This is a genomic window from Priestia flexa NBRC 15715 (genome assembly GCF_001591565.1).
Lineage (GTDB): Bacteria > Bacillota > Bacilli > Bacillales > Bacillaceae_H > Priestia > Priestia flexa.
The window spans coordinates 38,867-55,352 of the sequence record NZ_BCVD01000006.1 but is presented as its reverse complement, the minus strand read 5'-3'; the positions used below and the strand labels follow the sequence as shown (position 1 = coordinate 55,352).

The 16,486-nt window shown below is 38.0% G+C and carries 15 protein-coding genes; 12 read left to right on the top strand and 3 right to left on the bottom strand.

Translation table 11 applies throughout. The features are described from left to right. Positions 1 to 67: 67 nt before the first annotated feature. Positions 68 to 892, bottom strand: coding sequence for a late competence protein ComER (comER, locus tag BFL01S_RS02250; RefSeq protein ID WP_061784769.1), 825 nt, complete (start codon positions 890 to 892; stop codon positions 68 to 70). A 95-nt stretch (positions 893 to 987) separates the two neighbouring features. Between comER and BFL01S_RS02245 the strand changes: the two genes are divergently transcribed. From BFL01S_RS02245 to BFL01S_RS02235, 3 genes are all read left to right on the top strand, one after another. Further along, positions 988 to 1,614 (top strand): helix-hairpin-helix domain-containing protein, encoded by a 627-nt coding sequence (locus BFL01S_RS02245; protein WP_061784768.1) that lies wholly within the window; start codon positions 988 to 990, stop codon positions 1,612 to 1,614. Between the two features lie 77 nt (positions 1,615 to 1,691). Then, the gene (locus BFL01S_RS02240) at positions 1,692 to 2,258 is read left to right on the top strand and encodes a ComE operon protein 2 (protein ID WP_025911670.1); all 567 of its coding nucleotides are present in this window, start codon (positions 1,692 to 1,694) and stop codon (positions 2,256 to 2,258) included. Positions 2,259 to 2,306: 48 nt separating this feature from the next. Continuing rightward, positions 2,307 to 4,607: a DNA internalization-related competence protein ComEC/Rec2 gene (locus BFL01S_RS02235; protein WP_061784767.1), complete on the top strand. Its 2,301-nt coding sequence runs from the start codon at positions 2,307 to 2,309 to the stop codon at positions 4,605 to 4,607. A gap of 112 nt (positions 4,608 to 4,719) precedes the next feature. On the opposite strand, the gene BFL01S_RS19825 is transcribed toward BFL01S_RS02235, so the two are convergent. Next, positions 4,720 to 4,854, bottom strand: a complete 135-nt coding sequence (locus BFL01S_RS19825; protein ID WP_025911668.1) for a YqzM family protein — start codon at positions 4,852 to 4,854, stop codon at positions 4,720 to 4,722. Between the two features lie 273 nt (positions 4,855 to 5,127). Between BFL01S_RS19825 and holA the strand changes: the two genes are divergently transcribed. Continuing rightward, positions 5,128 to 6,162, top strand: coding sequence for a DNA polymerase III subunit delta (gene holA / locus BFL01S_RS02230; protein ID WP_224839995.1), 1,035 nt, complete (start codon positions 5,128 to 5,130; stop codon positions 6,160 to 6,162). Positions 6,163 to 6,207: 45 nt separating this feature from the next. Here the strand turns inward: holA and rpsT are convergent, their stop codons facing one another. Beyond that, entirely contained in the window at positions 6,208 to 6,474 is a 267-nt protein-coding gene (gene rpsT, locus BFL01S_RS02225) for a 30S ribosomal protein S20 (protein ID WP_025911665.1), read from the bottom strand. A gap of 196 nt (positions 6,475 to 6,670) precedes the next feature. Between rpsT and gpr the strand changes: the two genes are divergently transcribed. The 8 genes from gpr to dnaJ all read left to right on the top strand — a co-directional run bounded on the left by gpr (position 6,671) and on the right by dnaJ (position 16,445). Beyond that, the gene (gene gpr / locus BFL01S_RS02220; RefSeq protein ID WP_061784766.1) at positions 6,671 to 7,783 is read left to right on the top strand and encodes a GPR endopeptidase; all 1,113 of its coding nucleotides are present in this window, start codon (positions 6,671 to 6,673) and stop codon (positions 7,781 to 7,783) included. Between the two features lie 81 nt (positions 7,784 to 7,864). Then, a complete protein-coding gene (locus tag BFL01S_RS02215) occupies positions 7,865 to 8,200 on the top strand; it encodes a DUF3679 domain-containing protein (RefSeq protein WP_025911662.1) in 336 nt (111 codons plus the stop codon). A 166-nt stretch (positions 8,201 to 8,366) separates the two neighbouring features. Next, positions 8,367 to 10,193, top strand: coding sequence for a translation elongation factor 4 (gene lepA, locus BFL01S_RS02210; protein ID WP_025911660.1), 1,827 nt, complete (start codon positions 8,367 to 8,369; stop codon positions 10,191 to 10,193). A 155-nt stretch (positions 10,194 to 10,348) separates the two neighbouring features. Next, positions 10,349 to 11,488 (top strand): radical SAM family heme chaperone HemW, encoded by a 1,140-nt coding sequence (hemW, locus tag BFL01S_RS02205; protein WP_061784765.1) that lies wholly within the window; start codon positions 10,349 to 10,351, stop codon positions 11,486 to 11,488. Between the two features lie 85 nt (positions 11,489 to 11,573). Beyond that, on the top strand, positions 11,574 to 12,602 hold the full coding sequence (hrcA, locus tag BFL01S_RS02200) for a heat-inducible transcriptional repressor HrcA (protein WP_025911656.1): 1,029 nt from the start codon (positions 11,574 to 11,576) through the stop codon (positions 12,600 to 12,602). A gap of 99 nt (positions 12,603 to 12,701) precedes the next feature. Beyond that, on the top strand, positions 12,702 to 13,262 hold the full coding sequence (gene grpE, locus BFL01S_RS02195; RefSeq protein ID WP_061784764.1) for a nucleotide exchange factor GrpE: 561 nt from the start codon (positions 12,702 to 12,704) through the stop codon (positions 13,260 to 13,262). 32 nt (positions 13,263 to 13,294) lie between these two features. Beyond that, complete coding sequence (dnaK, locus tag BFL01S_RS02190) at positions 13,295 to 15,106, top strand: molecular chaperone DnaK (protein WP_025911652.1); 1,812 nt, start codon at positions 13,295 to 13,297, stop codon at positions 15,104 to 15,106. A 211-nt stretch (positions 15,107 to 15,317) separates the two neighbouring features. Further along, complete coding sequence (dnaJ, locus tag BFL01S_RS02185) at positions 15,318 to 16,445, top strand: molecular chaperone DnaJ (RefSeq protein ID WP_025911650.1); 1,128 nt, start codon at positions 15,318 to 15,320, stop codon at positions 16,443 to 16,445. Positions 16,446 to 16,486: the final 41 nt, after the last annotated feature.

Here is a 16,486-nt window from a genome sequence, read left to right as displayed (position 1 = left end):
TGTCTCAGTCTCATTTTTTTTTTATAAAAAAGCAGGAATTTTGTTGAATGAAGGTGAATAATGTTGATTACGTAAAATTAAACTGCTTTTCAACGAGCTCGATATCCTCATCAAACTTCTCATGTGTTTTTTGAAACAAATGAACAAACATATCTCCAAGTTCCTCTTCTAATACTTTAATTCCTTCTCCTGTAACACCGCCCTTTACGCATACTTTCTCTTGTAAAGTAGGGAGCGTAAAAATTTCTTTTTCAAGTAATTTACCCATTCCAATAATCATATCACTAGCCATAATGGTTGCTTCTTCTTTTGAAATCTCCGTTTCTTGAACAGCAGCATCAATAAATTTCTGTAACAAGAAGCTGAAAAAAGCAGGTCCACAGCTAACAATATCCGACGATACCCTTGTAATGTTTTGTGGAATTGATACGGTTTTAGACATGCTGCTAAATAAATTTGTTAAGTAATTTTGATAAAAAGATGAACAATGATCGCCATATGTCATAAGTGATACGCCTGACAACGCACGATTTGTAATGCTTGGAATGATTCGTGCTACTTGGGTAGTCACGATGCTTTCCAGCTGCTCCACGCTTATTGGACTTGTAATCGATACAATGCAATGTTCTTTCGTTAACAGCGGTTTTATTTTTATTAAAAGGGGGTGAATATCCAATGGTTTTACACATATAAAAATAAGTTGTGAAGAACGGACAACTTCTTCCGCACAATCTCCCAGCTGAATTTCTCGGTGCTGCTTTTGAATCGTTTTTGCTTTGCCTTTTGTTCGATTTGTGATAGTTAGTTGTGAAGGATGTACGGCTTTTGACTCAATAAAGGCATCAATTAATATTCTCCCCATATTACCTGTTCCAATAAATCCTATATTCACTTGTACTTCCCTCCTTCAAAAGCCTATTCTTCTAAACAGTATGAGATTATTAATCAATTTATGACGTTAGTTCATAATCCCTTAAGGAGGAAACCATGACTTTATCGAAAAAACATTGGATTATTTTGGGTTTTATTTCGGTAGCTGTATGTGGGTTTTTAATTTATACAAATGTTTTATTTCCCCAGGTAGAAACGAGTGCTCAGGTTGGAGATGACTTTCCATTTGCTGAAAAACAAGAAAGTAGTTCTTCAACAAGAGACGTGCCTCAAAAAGATTCTACAAGTACTCAAATCGTTGTTGATGTGAAAGGTGAAGTTCAAAAACCAGGCGTATACGAGCTTGAGGCTGGCCTTAGGGTTCAGGATGCTGTCGAGAGAGCGAGTGGAATTACGAAAGAAGCGGACATGAATCAGGTAAATTTAGCAACAAAAGTAGCTGATGAAATGGTCATCTATATTCCAGCTATTGGTCAAGAGCCTCAAGTACCTGTTGCTAGTGGAGGAAGCGTTGAAAAAAGTGACAGCGGTGTAGTGAATCTTAACACAGCAACGTTAGAAGACCTGCAAACTTTAAATGGAATCGGTCCGTCAAAAGCGCAAGCGATTCTCACATATCGTGAAGAAAATGGTCCTTTTAAAACAGTGGAAGATCTGCTACAAGTCTCAGGAATTGGCGAAAAATCATTGGAGAAAATAAAAGCAGAGATAGCAATAAATTAGTGAATGCGTTGACGTCATCTCCTTTTAACCGATACACTATGTACTAGATAGCGAGACAAGAAAGTAGGGAGTAGAAGATGACAAGAATTTCGTGGGATCAATACTTTATGGCACAAAGTCATTTATTAGCATTACGCAGCACGTGTGAACGTTTAGCTGTAGGTGCCACAATTGTAAGAGATAAACGTATTATTGCAGGCGGATACAACGGATCAATAAGCGGCGGGGTGCATTGTGCAGACGAAGGCTGTTACGTCATTGATAACCATTGTGTCAGAACCATTCATGCAGAGGTAAATGCTCTGTTACAGTGTGCTAAATTTGGTGTTAAAACAGAAGATGCAGAAGTTTATGTCACGCATTTTCCTTGCTTAAACTGTTGCAAAGCACTTATTCAAGCTGGGATTAAGACCGTTTATTATGCCAACGACTACAAAAATCACCCATATGCTATTGAATTATTTGAGCAATCAGGGGTAAGATTTGAAAAAGTCGAGCTAAACGAAGCTGTCATTGATTTAAACAGTCAAGAAAAATGGAGCTTTGTAAACAGTATTTTAGAGAAGCTTCACCAGAGTAATCTTTCAAAAAAAGAAATTGCTCGCTTAGAAGACCAAGCCTTTTCGTTGTTTCAACCTTCATAAGCTAGGCACTTGGTGTCTAGCTATCTCTTTTGAATGGGAGGTGCTTTCTTGAAAGGTTTCTATTTATATATAGCAGTTAGCTCCATGTTAACCATGTTTTTAGCTTATCATCTATCATGGATTACATTCGTATTTGCACTAAGCTACGCGGTTTTTTTATACCTGAAGTGCCCACCGTATGTTTTCGTCCTTTGTGTTCTTGTTGGCGGTTTTTCTTTTGGGTTGTTTTATCTTTTTTCACTTCATCATCAAACATCTATCTCTTCCAATCAAACAATATTTACCGGTCAAATCGCTTCTATTCCTGATATTGACGGAAGCCAAGTGCGCTTTTTCTTTAGCACTCAAGGTGAGGACATATCCGTTACGTATTATATGAAAAAAGAAAGTGAAGTTAAACAGATTCAAAACCTAACGATTTATGACCAATGTATGCTAAAAGGCAAACTTTCTTCTTTTGAAGAAGGGCGAAATCCAAATGCATTTAACTACAAAGCATACATGAATACTCAGCGTATTCACTGGAATCTTAAAGCATCTACTTTTACAACCTCTTTATGCCAACCTCCTAAACGATTATCTCTCATTCAGTCCCTTTCTACCTATCGACAAAAAGGAATTGACTACCTTAAACAGACTGTTCCTCAGCCAGCTTCTTCTTTTATGCAAGCGCTCATTTACGGAGAGAGAAACCAAATCGATTCTGATTTACTCCAGCTTTACCAAAGTTTCGGGCTTATTCATTTGCTAGCTATTTCAGGACTTCACGTTGGTTTAATGACCTTTATGTTTTTTTATATACTGATTCGAGTGGGGGTTACGCGCCAGTTAGCCATAAACATTTTATTAGTAACTCTTCCTTTGTATGCTATTATCGCGGGTGGGGCGCCTTCGGTTATTCGTGCAGTGTTAATGAGCATGTTAGCATTAATTAGCATGCAGTATCAAAAAAAGATTAGTCTAACCGACAGCATAGCAATAGCATTTTTGTTAATGGTAGTTGTTAATCCATTTTATATTTTACAAGTGGGATTTCAATTATCTTTTGTGGTGACCCTTTTTATTGCGCTTAGTACACAGATTATTCTAAAGCGAATTACCTCAACTATAGCTCAGCTACTGATGGTATCGTTGGTTGCGCAGCTCGGATCGCTACCGCTGTTATTGTTTTATTTTTATGAAATTTCGCTACTAAGCCTTCCTCTTAATATGATTTATGTTCCCTTTTTTTCAACAGTCATTCTTCCACTTTGTTTGTTCACATTTATTGCTTCATTTTTCTTTTCACCCATCGGAACTATAGGTCAATGGCTACTAAATAATATATTATTACTGAGCGAATGGTTCTTGAAGCTACTACACGATGTATCTCCTGTGTTCTTAATAACAACCGGCAAGCTTTCTCTATGGGTTGTTGGACTTTTTTACATAGGTATTTACGGCGTTTTATGGTCTATGGAAAACAAGAAATATACGTCTTTTTTTAGCATAGTCACTGTCCTAATGTTTGTGGTTCAATGTCTTTTTCCGTATGTAAATCCATATGGGAAAGTGACGATGATTGACGTGGGTCAAGGAGATAGCTTGTTAATTGAGCTTCCCTATAGGCAAGGGATTTATTTAATTGATACGGGAGGTAGCGTTCCGTTTTTCAGTGAAGATTGGCAAGTACGTCGCGATTTGTTTGATGTGGGAAGGGATGTTATCATGCCAGTTTTAAAATCAAAAGGAATTCGAAAGGTAGATAAGTTATTGATTACGCATGGCGACTATGACCATGGTGGAAGTGCCAGCACGTTACTGAATCAAGTCAAAATTGAACAGGTGGTGCTGGGGAAAAAGAAGCAGTTTACAGATTTAGAACAAGATATTATCAAGCAAGCAAGGAAAGCGAATAGCGAGATTTCTTATGTTCAGAAAGGAGATCACTGGAAACAAGGAGACATTTCTTTTTATATTCTTTCACCAACAGGATCAGAAACAACAAGCAATAATTCATCTATTGTTTTGTTTACAGAGTTTGGAGGACTAAACTGGCTTTTTACAGGTGATTTAGAAGAAGCGGGAGAAAATGAGATTCTTCGCACTATTCCTTCGCTGCAAGCTGATGTGTTAAAGATTGCACATCATGGAAGTAAATCGTCTACATCACCTGCGTTTCTTCGTGCACTTAACCCCAAAATTGCTCTCATATCAGCAGGTAAAAAGAACCGTTACGGTCATCCTCATGAGGAAGTGGTTGAAAGGTTACAAGAAGCCGATGTTTTGATTTACCGAACAGATGAAAACGGTGCAATCACGTATACATTTCGAAAAAACAAAGGAACCTTTTACCCCCAACTTCCATAGTCTATATCAAGTTAAAAAAACGACTGTAGATGACAGTCGCTAAGTGTTGCTGATTTTCTATCTCGTTTACCGATTCAACTAATGAATAAAGGTTGTATTCATTAGCAGCTACTTATGAACCAAAGTAGTGAATGACCGTTGCGATAATAAATAAGGTAGTAAAAAATCCAAATGATGCGATAAATCCTACAGCCGAATCGACTGCGTCGTTTCGTTTACTTTGAACGCTTTCTTCAAATTGATTCATTGCCACCCCTCCTATTTACAGTATAATCCATGTTTTTTAAAAAATCTATAAAATATAAAGCGTTTTCCTAACATGACAACAGTTAACAATCATTGTTTGTGGCAAAAAAGTAAACGATAATTATATGGGTTTACTCATTAACAAATAAGTAACCTAGGGCTTAATTTGTTAGTGTTTATTATAAACTGAGGAGTTGCTGCTTTTAGCAATTCCTTTTTGTATTCTTGCCAAACCGTTGTCGCACCTATACCATAGAAGGTGAAGAACTATAGAATGGAGCGTAAAAAATTGGCAATAGATTCGTTGAAAACTATCAATTCTAAGGACATAAAACCCGTCTATTTATTACATGGTTTAAATGCTTTTATTATGAAAAAAGCAAGAGATAAAATTATTCAACATTCCTTATCAGATGAGGAAAAAGAGTTTAATTTATCGATATATGACTTAGAGGAAACGCCGATTGAACAAGTAATTGAAGATGCTGAAACGCTGCCTTTTTTAGGTGATAAGCGAGTGGTAATTGCCAAGAATGCTTTTTTTCTAACGGCAGAAAAATCAAAATCTAAGGTAGAACACGATGTTAGTAAATTGCAGGACTATCTTGAGCAACCCGCACCTTTTTCAACTTTAATCGTGCAAGCTCCTTATGAAAAATTAGATGAGCGTAAAAAGATAACAAAAGCGTTAAAAAAGCAGGCTACATATGTGGAAGCAAATGAATTTAATGAGCATGACTTAGTGCAGTGGATAAAAGACGTATTGCATAAAAGAAACGTGGAAATGGATGAAGATGCTAAGCAGCTCTTGCTGCAGCTTGTCGGATTAAACGTTACGATCATCACAAATGAAGTGGAGAAAATGATGCTTTATGTAGGAGATAATGGTGTCATTACGCGGGAAGTTGTACACGAGCTTGTAGCCAAAACGTTAGAACAAAATGTTTTTACACTTATTGAAGCAGTTATGAATAAAAACCTAAAAGAAGCGTTAAATATTTATCAAGATTTGCTTCGGAACAATGAGGAGCCAATCAAAATTCTATCGTTACTAGCTTCACAATTTCGCTTAATTTATCATACAAAGCAGCTTTCTGGTCAAGGGTATAGTCAACAGCAAATTGCACAAACGTTAAAAGTGCATCCTTTTCGAGTGAAAATTGCTCTTCAACAAAGTCGAAAATTTGAAGAGCCGTTGCTGCGTAGCATTATCAAAGAGCTAGCAGAAGCAGATTATGAAATGAAGACGGGAAAAATAGACAAAGAATTGCTTTTACAATTGTTTTTCTTAAAGCAAGCTGGTGTCTAGCAAAACATAAAAAAAACGATCCTATAGGGATCGTTTTTTCGCTTATTATGCAGATAAACCGTTAAGTTTTTGCGCTAAGCGAGATTTTTGACGAGCTGCAGCGTTTTTGTGGATAAGACCTTTTTGTGCAGCCTTGTCTAATTTTTTAGAAGCAACAGAGTATGCTGCTTTTGCATTATCTACATCGTTGTTTTCAACTAAAGCTTCAAAGTTTTTGATAGCAGTACGCATAGCAGATTTTACTTGGATGTTATGTGCACGACGAGCTTCAGCAGTTTTTACACGTTTGATAGCTGATTTAATGTTTGGCATTCGTTTCACCTCCCGAAATTATAACAATCGAGATTATATAGAACTCGACATTTCTTACAATAAGAACAAAGGATATTTTATCAAACCCACGGCTATAATGCAATAGCACCTAAAAGGAATTTTATCGCTCTCGTGCATGAATTAATTAGCAAGAGGTGAAACTAACTTCTATGATAATAGCTGAGGAGGGTCTGCAATGAATGAAAACTTAGACTTAAGTCAATATAGTATTCGCACTGATTTAGCCGTGGAAGCAAGAACGATGGCTGTTGAAGACAATGAAAAGCAAGCCAAGCAGTCTGAGCTTGAAGGCGTTATTTTTAAAGAGAAAGATGTCGATGGAGTAAAGGTATCTTTAGTCGAAATAACTGAACGAGGTGCCCAAACGATTGGAAAGAAAAAAGGTCGCTATCTTACTCTAGAATCTGTTGGAATTCGCGAGCAGGATACCGAAAAGCAGGAAAAGATGGAAGAAGTATTTGCCGAAGAACTAAATCATTTTATAAAAGGCTTGAATATCCCAGATGATGCAAGTTGTTTAGTAGTCGGTCTTGGAAACAGCAGCGTTACTCCGGATGCACTTGGACCAAAGACGGTCGAAAATTTATTAATCACTCGTCATTTATTTGCTCTACAGCCTGAAAGCGTAGAAGAAGGGTTCCGTCCGGTAAGTGCTATTATACCTGGTGTAATGGGGATTACGGGAATTGAAACGAGCGATATTATCTTTGGTGTTGTCCAAAAAGTAAAACCTGACTTTATTATTGCGGTTGATGCTTTAGCAGCTCGTTCAATCGAACGTGTGAACGCAACGATTCAAATTTCAGATTCAGGTATTCATCCCGGCTCTGGAGTTGGAAATAAACGAAAAGAAATTAGCTATGAAACGCTAGGTATCCCAGTAATTGCAATCGGTATACCCACAGTTGTTGATGCGGTATCAATTACAAGCGATACCATTGATTTTATTTTAAAGCATTTTGGACGTGAGATGAATGAACAAGACAAGCCTTCGAAGTCTCTTATCCCTTCTGGAATGACGTTTGGAGAAAAAAAACAGTTAACTGACGAAGATTTACCAAGCGAAGAACATCGTCAAACGTATTTAGGAATGATTGGTACGTTACCTGATGAAGAAAAGCGTCGTTTAATTCATGAGGTGTTAGCGCCGTTAGGTCATAATTTGATGGTTACACCAAAAGAAGTTGACTTATTTATAGAAGAGATGGCCAACGTGGTAGCTGGAGGGCTGAACGCAGCTCTTCACCATGAAGTGGATCAAGGAAACTTTGGATCTTATACTCATTAAAAGTGAATGAAACAAGAAGAAGTATCCCATAATGAATACTACGAAAATGAATAGGTATGTTTAGATGAAAGGAGCATTCTCATGGCGAAATTCATGATGAAGTCGCTGCTGCTAAGCGTTGTGTTATTGTTCGGTGTACTATTAGGGATGCAGACTGCCCAGCAAGGGCTAATTAAGATGAAAGGGTATGATGACCCTAGTATTCAGCAAGTTTTTACAGTTTCTAAAACGAGCGAGGGCGAAGTAGAAGCAGATGTAATGGGCAACAAGCGAGTTGTGGACCTTGAAGAAAAACAAAAGCTACTGGAAGAGCGAAAGGCATTTAACTTTTTTTCTTCAATCGGAAAAAGCTTAGCTAACGGCATACAGGCTGTTATGCAAAAAGCAGTCGAAGCTTTTCATAACCTGTTTGTATAAAACAACAAAGCAGAGCAGCCTTAATGTTTCGCTATACATTAAAGCTGCTCTGCTTTACTATTGAGCTCATCTCTCTCCTTCCTTTGAGAAGTTTATTGAATGTTGACTGATGTGTTGTTATAATTTACTTTAGTGTATTTTGCCGATTTTCAGTAGGAGTGAAAAAATGATGGATAGAGAAGCGAAGTTAAACCGACAGTCGAAAATTAGAAACTTTTCGATTATTGCTCATATAGATCACGGAAAGTCAACATTAGCTGACCGTATTTTAGAAAAGACAAATGCGCTTACGCAGCGCGAAATGAAAGCTCAGCTTTTGGATTCTATGGATTTAGAACGTGAGCGTGGAATTACTATTAAGCTAAATGCTGTTCAGCTTAAGTATAAAGCAAAAGATGGGGAAGAATATATTTTCCATTTAATTGATACTCCAGGGCACGTCGATTTTACATATGAAGTGTCTCGTAGTCTTGCAGCTTGTGAAGGAGCAATTCTTGTAGTGGATGCAGCTCAGGGAATTGAAGCGCAAACATTAGCAAACGTATACTTAGCGCTAGATAATGATTTGGAAATCTTACCGGTTATTAATAAAATTGACCTTCCAAGTGCTGAGCCTGAACGCGTACGTCAAGAAGTGGAAGATGTAATTGGCTTAGATGCTTCAGAAGCAGTGCTCGCTTCTGCAAAAGCAGGTATTGGAATTGAAGAGATTTTAGAGCAAATTGTAGAAAAGGTACCTGCTCCTGAAGGCGATCCTGAAGGGCCTTTAAAAGCCTTAATTTTTGATTCATTCTATGATGCGTATCGTGGTGTTGTTGCATCTATTCGTATTGTAGAAGGGTCGGTCAAAACAGGCGATAAAATTCGCATGATGGCAACGGGCAAAGAGTTTGAAGTAACAGAAATTGGTGTATTAACACCAAAAGCAGTTCCACAAGACCAACTATCTGTTGGAGATGTAGGATATTTAACAGCTGCTATTAAAAACGTAGGAGATACACGTGTAGGGGATACGATTACGCTTGCTAAAAATGGTGCAACTGAACCATTACCAGGTTACCGTCGTTTAAATCCAATGGTATATTGCGGCTTGTATCCAATTGATACAGCAAAATATAATGACTTACGTGAAGCCTTAGAAAAACTGGAGCTGAATGATTCTGCCCTTCAATTTGAACCAGAGACATCTCAAGCATTAGGATTCGGCTTCCGCTGTGGATTCTTAGGCCTGCTTCACATGGAAATTATCCAAGAGCGTATCGAGCGTGAGTTTAAGATTGACTTGATTACAACAGCACCAAGTGTTATCTACGATGTTTACATGACGGATGGCGAGAAAGTATCTGTTGATAACCCGTCTAATATGCCAGACGCTCAAAAGATTGAAAAAGTGGAAGAGCCGTATGTAAAAGCAACGATGATGGTTCCTAATGATTATGTAGGAGCTGTTATGGAGCTTTGTCAGAAGAAGCGCGGTAACTTCATCGACATGCAGTATTTAGATGCGAATCGAGTGAGCATTGTGTATGAGATTCCGCTAGCTGAAATCGTGTATGATTTCTTTGATCAATTAAAATCAAACACAAAAGGGTATGCATCCTTCGATTACGAATTAATTGGTTACAAAGAATCTAAGCTTGTGAAAATGGATATCTTATTAAATGCAGAAAAAGTCGATGCACTGTCCTTCATCGTGCACCGTGACTCAGCGTACGACCGCGGTAAGATTATCGTAGAGAAGCTTAGAGAGCTGATTCCACGTCAGCAGTTTGAAGTCCCTATTCAGGCAGCTATTGGTCAAAAGATTGTAGCACGTTCAACAATCAAAGCCATTCGTAAAAATGTATTAGCAAAATGTTACGGTGGAGATATTTCTCGTAAGCGTAAGCTTCTTGAGAAACAAAAAGAAGGTAAAAAACGAATGAAGCAAGTCGGATCAGTAGAAGTTCCACAAGAAGCATTCATGGCTGTACTGCGTATGGATGAAGAGTGAGAAATCATTTAATATAAGCAGTTTAGTGTTTTATAACTGATTGATTTGTTACACTATAGCGTAGAGCGATTAAAGACGCGTTACGATAAAAAATACCGCAGAGAGCATCTGCGGTATTTTTATCATTTACTTTAACTATTTTGAGGTGGAAGACGATGATTGAAGCAGCTTACCTGCACATTCCTTTTTGTCATCATATTTGTCACTATTGTGACTTTAATAAAGTATTTTTCAAAAATCAGCCCGTTATGCCTTATCTAGAAAAAATGAGAGATGAGATGAAGCAGACGGTAGAAAGGTATCCAGCTAATGATTTAAAGACGATTTTTGTCGGTGGAGGAACTCCGACAGCCCTTGATGAAAAGCAACTGACGTACTTTTTAGAATCCATTCATGAATCGTTTCCAGTTCATGATGTAAAAGAGTTTACGTTTGAAGCAAATCCTAATGAGCTAACAGAAGAGAAGTTACGAATTTTACATGCGTACGGTGTAGATCGATTGAGCATTGGTGTTCAAACGTTCAATGAACAGCTTCTTGAAAAAATTGGACGTGTTCATAGCAACCAGCAAGCATTTCAAGCTGTTGACGAAGCGAGAAAAATAGGGTTTAGAAATATTAGCTTAGATTTAATGTACAGCTTGCCTGGACAAACGATTTCTGATTTCAAAGAAACGCTTGATATTGCATTTTCACTGGATGTCGAGCATATATCTGCTTATTCTCTTATCATTGAGCCTAAAACCGTATTTTATAACTTAATGAATAAAGGAAAGCTTCGTGTGCCTTCTCAAGAAGATGAAGCGTTTATGTACGAGATGTTAATGGATGAGATGGATAAGCATGGATATTCTCAGTATGAAATTAGCAATTTTGCTCGTTCAGGCTACGAAAGCCTCCATAACCTGACGTATTGGAATAATAATGATTACTACGGGATAGGAGCGGGAGCTCATAGCTACATTGATGGAATTAGACGATCGAATATTGCACCGTTAAAAAAATATATGCAGGCCGTTACTGAAACGAATCATGCTTATTTAGATGAAATTTCTGTTTCAAAAGTGGAAAGAATGGAAGAAGAGATGTTTCTAGGATTGCGTAAAACAAATGGTGTTAACAAAGCTAGCTTTTACGAAAAGTATAAAGTTGAAATGAATGATGTTTTTTCTGAGCCAATAAAAGAATATACAAACAAAGGATTGCTGGAACAAACCGAAAGTTCGCTGCGACTAACAAAAAAAGGGCGCTTTTTAGGAAATGAGGTATTCCAGGCATTTATTGGTGGAATCTAATCGTTGACATGACCCATAATGATTTGGTAATTTATTATTAGATTTAGCACTCAAGCTTTTAGAGTGCTAACAGAGGTGATGAAACGTGCTTACTGATCGACAACTATTAATTTTACAAGTCATAATTGATGATTTTATTCGATCTGCACAGCCTGTTGGCTCTCGTACACTTTCTAAAAAAAGTGAAATTAACTTTAGTTCAGCAACAATTCGCAATGAAATGTCTGATTTAGAAGAGCTGGGCTTTATTGAAAAAACTCATACATCTTCAGGGCGCGTTCCATCCGAAAAAGGATATCGCTATTATGTGGATCATTTGTTATCTCCGCAGCTATTAACGAATGAAGATATTTCAACAGTTAAGTCTCTCTTTGCTGAACGAGTTGTTGAACTGGAAGAGATTGTGCAAAAATCTGCTCAAATTTTATCAGACTTAACAAGCTTAACGTCCATTGTGCTTGGCCCTAAAGCAGTAACGAATAAGCTCAAGCAGCTGCAGATTTTGCCGTTAACTGAGGAGTCAGCCGTTGCTATTATTGTTACAGATACAGGTCACGTACAGCATCGTACCATTACTTTACCTACTGGTATTGGCGCATCAGATATTGAGAAGATGGTCAATATTTTAAACGATAAGCTAGTAGGCGTTCGGATTACTGAGCTACATGATAAGATGTATAAAGAAGTAGCTTTATTGTTAAAAAATCATATTCGAGGGTATAAAGAAACGATGACGATTTTAAGCGATACGTTAAAGCTGAATACAAGCGGTAAAATGGTTATCGGTGGAAAAACGAATATGTTTGCTCAGCCTGAGTTTCATAACATTGATAAAATTCGTGATTTATTCACTATTATTGAACATGAAAAAGAGTTTTCACAGCTTTTAACGTCTAGTGAATCTGGTATTCACGTTAAAATTGGCCGTGAGAATGAAGTAAACGAAATGGCTGATTGTAGTTTAATTACTGCTACGTATTCGTTTGGTGAAGAACAAATTGGTACCATTGCTTTATTAGGACCGACTCGTATGGAATATGCGCGAGCTATTAGCTTAATGACATTGTTATCTTCTGACATGTCTCGTTTATTAACGAATTTATACAAGCAATAAAAAATAAAAGGAAAGTGCTGGAAGTCATTGCTTCCTGTCTTTCCTATGATAAAATAGACAGCAGCATGAACGTGCTCTAACTTTAAGGAGGTGAAGGAATTGTCAAACGAAAAGCAAGTAGAGGATGTAGTAGAAGAAACTGTAGATACAGAAGTTCAGCAAGAAGAGACTGTTGAAGAATCTGTAGAAGAATCTGTAGAAGCTACTCTTCAAACAGAAATTGACCAATTAAAGCAACAGCTTGAAGAACAGGAAAATAGATATGTACGTCTACAAGCTGATTTCGATAATTTCCGTCGTCGTTCTCGTCTTGATGCAGAAGCAGCACAGAAATATCGTGCTCAATCTTTAGTGACAGATATCTTACCAGCACTAGATAACTTTGATCGTGCTCTACAGGTGAACACAGAAGATGAGAATACGAAGTCTGTGATGAAAGGTGTAGAGATGGTCTACCGTCAATTAGTTGAGGCACTTCAAAAAGAAGGTGTTGAGGCAATTGAATCTGTAGGGAAACCATTCGATCCTTATGAACATCAGGCTGTTATGCAAGTAGAAGATGAGGCGTATGAACCAAATACAGTCGTAGAAGAACTTCAAAAAGGGTATAAACTAAAGGATAAAATTATTCGCCCTGCAATGGTAAAAGTAAACCAATAAAACTATTACATAAAACAAGGAGGTTATTTTACATGAGTAAAATCATTGGTATCGATTTAGGTACAACGAACTCTTGTGTCGCTGTTTTAGAAGGCGGCGAGCCAAAAGTAATCCCAAATCCAGAAGGAAATCGTACAACACCATCTGTTGTTGCGTTTAAAAACGGTGAGCGTCAAGTTGGGGAAGTAGCAAAGCGTCAAGCAATTACAAACCCAAACACAATCATCTCAATTAAACGTCATATGGGTACAGATTACAAAGTAGAAGCTGAAGGGAAAGAGTATACACCTCAAGAAATGTCAGCAATTATTCTTCAACATTTAAAAGGATATGCAGAAGAATACTTAGGTGAGCCTGTAACAAAAGCGGTTATTACAGTTCCTGCATACTTTAACGATGCTGAGCGTCAAGCAACAAAAGATGCTGGTAAAATTGCTGGTTTAGAAGTTGAGCGTATCATCAACGAACCAACAGCAGCTGCTCTTGCATACGGATTAGAAAAAACAGACGAAGATCAAACTGTACTAGTATATGACTTAGGTGGAGGTACGTTTGACGTATCGATTCTAGAACTAGGCGATGGTGTATTCGAAGTACGCTCAACTGCTGGTGACAACCGTCTTGGTGGAGATGATTTTGACCAAGTAATCATCGACTACTTAGTAGCTGAGTTTAAAAAAGAAAATGGCATTGATTTAGCTAAGGATAAAATGGCGCTTCAACGTCTAAAAGATGCTGCTGAAAAAGCGAAGAAAGATTTATCTGGTGTAACTTCTACACAAGTTTCATTACCATTTATCACAGCTGGCGAAGCTGGACCACTTCACTTAGAAGTAACGCTATCACGCGCGAAGTTTGAAGAGTTATCTGCAGACCTAGTAGAGCGTACAATGGCTCCAGTACGTCAAGCATTACAAGATGCTGGTCTTTCTGCAAGTGAACTAGATAAAGTTATTTTAGTTGGTGGTTCTACTCGTATTCCAGCTGTACAAGAAGCAATTAAAAAAGAAACTGGTAAAGAGCCTCATAAAGGCGTAAATCCTGATGAAGTTGTTGCTTTAGGTGCAGCAATTCAAGGTGGCGTATTAACTGGTGATGTAAAAGACGTAGTATTACTAGATGTAACGCCATTATCTCTAGGAATTGAAACAATGGGTGGCGTATTTACAAAGCTAATTGAGCGAAACACAACAATTCCTACAAGTAAATCACAAGTATTCTCAACGGCAGCTGATAACCAAACGGCTGTAGACATTCATGTGCTTCAAGGTGAACGTCCAATGTCAGCTGACAACAAAACGTTAGGTCGTTTCCAATTAACGGACATTCCACCAGCTCCACGTGGTGTACCTCAAATTGAAGTAAGTTTTGATATTGATAAAAACGGTATCGTAAACGTACGTGCAAAAGATTTAGGTACAAATAAAGAGCAAGCAATTACAATCAAGTCTTCTACTGGTTTATCAGATGATGAAATCGAACGCATGGTAAAAGAAGCAGAAGATAATGCGGATGCAGATAAAAAGCGTAAAGAAGAAGTTGAATTACGCAATGAAGCAGATCAACTTGTATTTACAACTGAAAAAACGTTGAAAGACCTTGAAGGTAAGGTTGAAGAAGCGGAAGTAACAAAAGCTAACGAAGCAAAAGATGCGTTAAAAGCTGCAATTGAAAAGAATGACCTTGAAGAAATCAAAGCGAAAAAAGATGAACTTCAAGAGGTTGTTCAAACTCTAACGGTGAAAATGTACGAGCAAGCTCAACAAGCAGCTGGTGGCGAAGGCGCTCAAAACGATGATGTTGTAGATGCAGAGTTTGAAGAAGTAAACGACGATAAAAAATAATGCATCTTGACGACTAATGTGAAGGACGCCACGGTGCAATTCACAGGATTTCAAAAGTCAAAGTCAAGCTATCTCTTGGCTTTGACTTTTTTAACGTACAAAAATAGCAATTCACAATAGGTTCGGTGTGTCGCTTAACTTTTCTGTTGCGATGGAAAGATTAATGATGATACAATTACGTTTATGTGAAACGATTCGGGAGTGAGTATTGATGAGTAAGCGAGATTACTATGAAGTACTCGGCATCAGCAAAGGCGCTACAAAAGATGAAATTAAAAAAGCGTACCGTAAGCTTTCAAAAAAATATCATCCAGATATTAATAAAGCCGAGGATGCTGCAGAGCAATTTAAAGAAGTCAAAGAAGCATATGAAGTATTGAGTGATGATCAAAAGAAAGCACACTATGATCAATTTGGTCATACTGATCCAAATCAAGGCTTTGGTGGTTTTGGCGGCGGATCAGACTTTGGCGGCTTTGGCTTTGAAGATATTTTTAGTTCAATCTTTGGTGGTGGAGGTCGTAGAAGAGACCCTAATGCGCCAAGACAAGGTGCCGATTTACAATATACGATGACGTTATCGTTTGAAGAAGCGGTATTTGGGAAAGAAACAACAATTGAAATTCCTCGTGAAGAAACATGTGACACATGTAATGGGTCAGGTGCAAAGCCAGGTACAAAAGTAAGCACATGTTCACACTGTAACGGTTCTGGGCAATTAAATGTGGAACAAAACACGCCGTTTGGTCGTGTAGTAAACCGTCGTGCTTGCCATCATTGTAATGGAACTGGTAAGAAAATTGAGCAGAAATGTTCAACATGTCACGGAGAAGGAAAAGTAACAAAACGTCGCAAAATTAATGTGAAAATTCCAGCTGGTGTGGATGATGGTCAACAGCTTCGCGTGAGTGGCCAAGGAGAACCTGGTGCAAATGGCGGTCCATCTGGAGACTTATACGTTGTGTTTAACGTTCGATCACATGAACTCTTTGAGCGTGACGGTGATGATATTTATTGTGAAATGCCGTTAACCTTTGCACAAGCCGCACTGGGAGATGAAGTGGAAGTACCGACGCTGCATGGAAAAGTAAAGTTGAAAATTCCTGCAGGTACGCAAACGGGTACAAGGTTCCGACTAAAAGGGAAAGGTGTAGCAAACGTTCGAGGATATGGTCAGGGTGACCAGCATATTCACGTGCGCGTTGTTACACCAACAAAGCTTTCTGAGAAACAAAAACAATTGATCCGAGAATTCGCAGAATTAAGCGGACAAGAAGCAGTTGATGAGCAGCACGATTCTTTCTTTGCAAAAGTAAAGAGAGCAATTAAAGGCGAATAGTAAACACTGACAGGTTGGTAAAATGCTTTACCAACCTGTCA

Bases quoted from the DNA above. Each gene is read 5' to 3' on its own strand.
- holA (WP_224839995.1), top strand. From the start codon at position 5,128: ATGGAGCGTAAAAAATTGGCAATAGATTCGTTGAAAACTATCAATTCT.
- gpr (WP_061784766.1), top strand. From the start codon at position 6,671: ATGAATGAAAACTTAGACTTAAGTCAATATAGTATTCGCACTGATTTA.
- rpsT (WP_025911665.1), bottom strand. From the start codon at position 6,474: ATGCCAAACATTAAATCAGCTATCAAACGTGTAAAAACTGCTGAAGCT.
- hemW (WP_061784765.1), top strand. From the start codon at position 10,349: ATGATTGAAGCAGCTTACCTGCACATTCCTTTTTGTCATCATATTTGT.
- dnaK (WP_025911652.1), top strand. From the start codon at position 13,295: ATGAGTAAAATCATTGGTATCGATTTAGGTACAACGAACTCTTGTGTC.
- dnaJ (WP_025911650.1), top strand. From the start codon at position 15,318: ATGAGTAAGCGAGATTACTATGAAGTACTCGGCATCAGCAAAGGCGCT.
- BFL01S_RS02215 (WP_025911662.1), top strand. From the start codon at position 7,865: ATGGCGAAATTCATGATGAAGTCGCTGCTGCTAAGCGTTGTGTTATTG.
- BFL01S_RS19825 (WP_025911668.1), bottom strand. From the start codon at position 4,854: ATGAATCAATTTGAAGAAAGCGTTCAAAGTAAACGAAACGACGCAGTC.
- lepA (WP_025911660.1), top strand. From the start codon at position 8,367: ATGATGGATAGAGAAGCGAAGTTAAACCGACAGTCGAAAATTAGAAAC.
- BFL01S_RS02240 (WP_025911670.1), top strand. From the start codon at position 1,692: ATGACAAGAATTTCGTGGGATCAATACTTTATGGCACAAAGTCATTTA.
- BFL01S_RS02245 (WP_061784768.1), top strand. From the start codon at position 988: ATGACTTTATCGAAAAAACATTGGATTATTTTGGGTTTTATTTCGGTA.